At 32.8% G+C, this 4,253-nt stretch carries 1 protein-coding gene; it reads left to right on the forward strand.

The features are described 5' to 3' along the window. On the forward strand, positions 1-2,535 hold a 2,535-nt coding region (locus ACFIJZ_RS09265), incomplete at its 5' end, for a type ISP restriction/modification enzyme (RefSeq protein WP_375631837.1). Positions 2,536-4,253 lie beyond the last annotated feature (1,718 nt).

A 4,253-nucleotide genomic window follows, 5' to 3' on the forward strand; every position in this document is an offset into this window, starting at 1 on the left:
CAAAACAATGCCATTTCGCAAGCAATGGAAAAAATCTTAACAGAACTCGATAAAACCAATATTGAGGAAGAATCCAAGGAATTACAAGAGTTTTATGACAGCGTAAAGTTCCGTGCCTCTGGCATTACAGAACCACAGGCAAGACAAAATCTTATTATCAAGCTTTACGAAGATTTTTTTACCAAGGCATTTAAGAAAACCACGGATAGGCTTGGCATTGTTTATACCCCCGTTGAAGTTGTGGATTTTATCATTCATTCTGTTGATGATGTGTTGCGTAATGAATTTGGAAAAAGCTTAGGGTCACGGGGTGTTTCTATTCTTGACCCTTTTACGGGTACTGGGACCTTTATCACAAGGCTTTTACAATCCAATCTCATAAAACCAGAGGATATGGAATATAAATTCCGTCATGATATTCATGCCAATGAAATTGTTTTGCTTGCCTATTACATAGCAGCCATTAACATTGAATCGACTTATCATAGTTTGAAGAAAGGAGAGTATATTCCTTTCAAACATATTGGTTTAACCGATACATTCCGGATGCTTGAAAAACAAGATCTGATGAGAGGTTTACTAGAGAAAAACAGTGAATATTTAGAACTTCAGAAAAACCTCAATATTGAAGTTATCTTCGGCAATCCTCCTTATTCAACAAAGCAAAAAAACGAAAATGATAATGCAAAAAACACACCCTATCCGATTTTAGATAAACGTATTAGTGAAACTTATGCTGCTCATTCAAAAGCAACCAATATGCAAGCAATTTATGATAGCTATATTCGTGCTATTCGCTGGGCAAGTGACCGTATTGATAATGCTGGGATAATCGGATTTGTCACAAATGCCGGTTTTATTAATGGAAGTTCTACGGACAGTCTACGAAAGTGCCTCGTTGAGGAATTTAGCAGCCTTTATATTTTCCATTTACGGGGTAACCAACGAACTTCTGGAGAACTTTCTCGAAAAGAAGGTGGTAAAATTTTTGGTTCTGGATCTCGAGCCCCTATAGCGATTTCCATTCTCGTAAAAAATCCAAATGCACAACAGCGTGGTAAGATATATTTTCGTGATATTGGAGACTATCTCACGAGGCAAGAAAAGCTTACAATGATTGAATCCCTTGGAAGCATTAATGGTATTACACGGAGTAAACAAGGTTGGCAAATCATTATACCAGATAAGCACGGTGATTGGATAAATCAACGTGATGACAATTTTAAAGCATTTTTAGCCATAGGTGTTAAGAAAGGTAATAATAAGAAAAAGCTCTTTGAAACTTTTTCGTGTGGTATACAAACTAATCGTGATGCTTGGGCATATAACTCAAATCGTGAAGTTTTAGCAAAAAACATGAGTTATATGATTGCTTTCTATAATAGCGAAGTGGAACGTTTTAATAATGTCTATCCGCATGCTGACCGTAAGTTACGTGCAAATGCTGTAAACGATTTTGTTAGTGTTGATGCTACAAAAATTTGTTGGAGTAGTAGTCTGAAAGAAGAGTTTGTAAGAGGAAAGGTTTTTGAATTTGAAGATAAATGTCTTATTCAAAGCCTATATCGTCCTTTTACGAAGCAATGGCTTTACTATAGTCGTATTTTTAACCATAGAGTCTATCAAATGCCGCGTATATTTCCGATAGGGGGAATGATTGGAAATAAAGTAATTCAAGTTACAGGTATAGGAGCAATGGGAGGCTTTTCTGTGCTTATGACTACGGCTCTGCCCGATGTTCAGGTGATAGAAAATGGACAATGCTTTCCACGCTATATTTACGAAGACACTACGGTCTCAAAAGATAGAAACAAGAAACAAACTCATTTATTTACGGATTCTACAGAAGACAGCAAAACAGCTGATTTACAGAGGAGTGATGCCATTACGGATGAGGGACTAGCGCATTTTAAAGCTGCTTATCCTAATGAGACTATAATAAAAGAAGATATCTTTTATTACGTATACGGTCTACTTCACTCAGAAGATTATCGTGCCCGTTATGCTGATAACCTCTCTAAAGAGTTGCCTCGCATCCCTTGTGTAAAAAGCGCTGAAGATTTTTGGAAGTTTGTTAATGCTGGACGTGAACTAGGGCATTTGCACGTGAATTATGAGACTGTAGAGCCTTATCCAGTGACCTTTAAAAAGGGTAATCCAAAACAAACAGAGATCTCTAATCCCGAAAAATTTTATTACGTTACAGAAATGAAATTCGCAAAAATTAAGAATAGTAAGGAAAAGGATAAATCTACAGTTATTTACAACAGCAATATCACAATAACAGACATCCCTCTTGAAGCTTATGAGTATATCGTTAATGGTAAACCCGCTCTTGAATGGGTTATGGAGCGTCAATGTGTAAAGACTGATAAAAAGAGTGGTATTGTGAATGATGCCAATCGCTATGCTGTTGAAACCGTTGGCAACCCTGCCTACCCTCTAGAGTTATTTCAAAGGGTTATTACCGTAAGTTTAGAAACAATGAAGATTGTTAAGAACTTACCAAAATTAGAAATAAGAGAAACTGAATAAGCTTATTAAAGCATGCTCACATAATGAGTGTGATAACCTTACAAGGGGTATAAGGTCTTATAACCATAATCTATACCTCTCTTGTTAGATTGCTTACATACAATCTTTAAAAGGAATGTTTATATGCATTATTCTAAAAAAGAGCATTTGCACTTTTTAACACTGTACTTTGGATTGCTTTAAGGCTTATAAGAAATCCCATCTTAAAGTGAATTAGATTTTTTACATTGCCTTTAAAAGATTATACCGTAATCTAAAATGATAACTTTATTGTTATCAGAAGCTTTGTTTAAAGAGAGTTATGTATATTCATTTTCTTATATTACTTATAGGTTTTGAATGTTTCTCAAACCCTCAAAATACCTTCAAAACCCCTTTTTATATATATTACAGATTGTATTTACGTGTTTTGTGTAATATAGGTTGTTTATTTAAAACATTAACATATTGAAATATAATAACTTTTATTTTTTGATTGAAAAAAATATATAAAGGGGGGTAAAAGGACCCCTCAAAATACTCAAAATCTTCAAAACTCATAACCATAATGGTCTTGATAGCATTTCATATGAGTTACAAACTATCTTTTGAAAGGCTTTAAAGATTACATACTCTCATAAGACATGTTTTAATCATTCACTAAATGATCACTTTTGTCGATTCAATGTACTGACATAAACTGACAAATATATATTTACAGTTGTATTTATTTGTTATGGCTGTTTTAATAAGTTGTATTTTGAAAAATTGATAAAACTTAACTTATTGAAATATAATGATTTTAATTTTCTCTCATTTAAAAAAAATGATATAGGTTCTAAAAAGAACTGACAAAAATGACAAAAGTTTATTAAAAGGGATTTTGCTCATCTCTATAATGATCAGTTTCTATTGAGATGTTTTCATAAGTGTTTTCATAATGGTCTATAAATCACAATTATCCTATTTATCATTTCTCTTATGAAACTGAAAAATGATGCCATGGCTATAAAGAACATAACAACTATAGAGAAAGCAAAAATGCAAATGAAAGCATTTGTTATAAAGACAGTCCCTATAAGGCTGTTAAGTCTAAAATGTGTTATTAAAAGAAATTAACAGAAATCTTAGAAGCCATTTAGTGACAAAATTGATAGGTTATAAAGTTTAAAATACGCATTATGAGAGCGTTTCTAAATATTATAAATGTATAGATTCAGAAAATACACAATCGTTTCACAAAGCCCGTAATATAGCTTTAAAAGCACATAAATATAAAAGAAGCAATTAATAGGCATAAGATATTATCAATACACAACGTATTTAAAAAAATACAAAAAAGATAAAATATTGTTTGACAATAAATACGTATTTTGTTATATAAATAACCAAGTGATGAAAACACTTTCGAATAGCGAATAGGTTGCGAAAAAACCTTTTCCATTTCTTTTAAAACACTGACTATCTTTTATGCTGTGATTAGCATATATAGTGATTTTGTCGGGTGTAGCTATGCCATACAATACCCTTATGGGAAAAGCATAGCAACGGACTATTCGCCGTGTTTTCAGCACCCGATGCTCTTATAGGGTGTCAATTGAAAACTAATTTACGAATAGGTGTAAAAATGAATTCTATTGTTAACACAGAAAAAACATCTCCAAAATACGAATTTATTGATGATTGTGAATATATCGATGGTCATTTCTTAACTCGAATTAGAGCCTTAAGAGATTTTG

Origin of the sequence: Bartonella sp. CL70QHWL (assembly GCF_042194855.1) — a bacterium.
In the GTDB taxonomy this organism is placed as follows: Bacteria; Pseudomonadota; Alphaproteobacteria; order Rhizobiales; family Rhizobiaceae; genus Bartonella.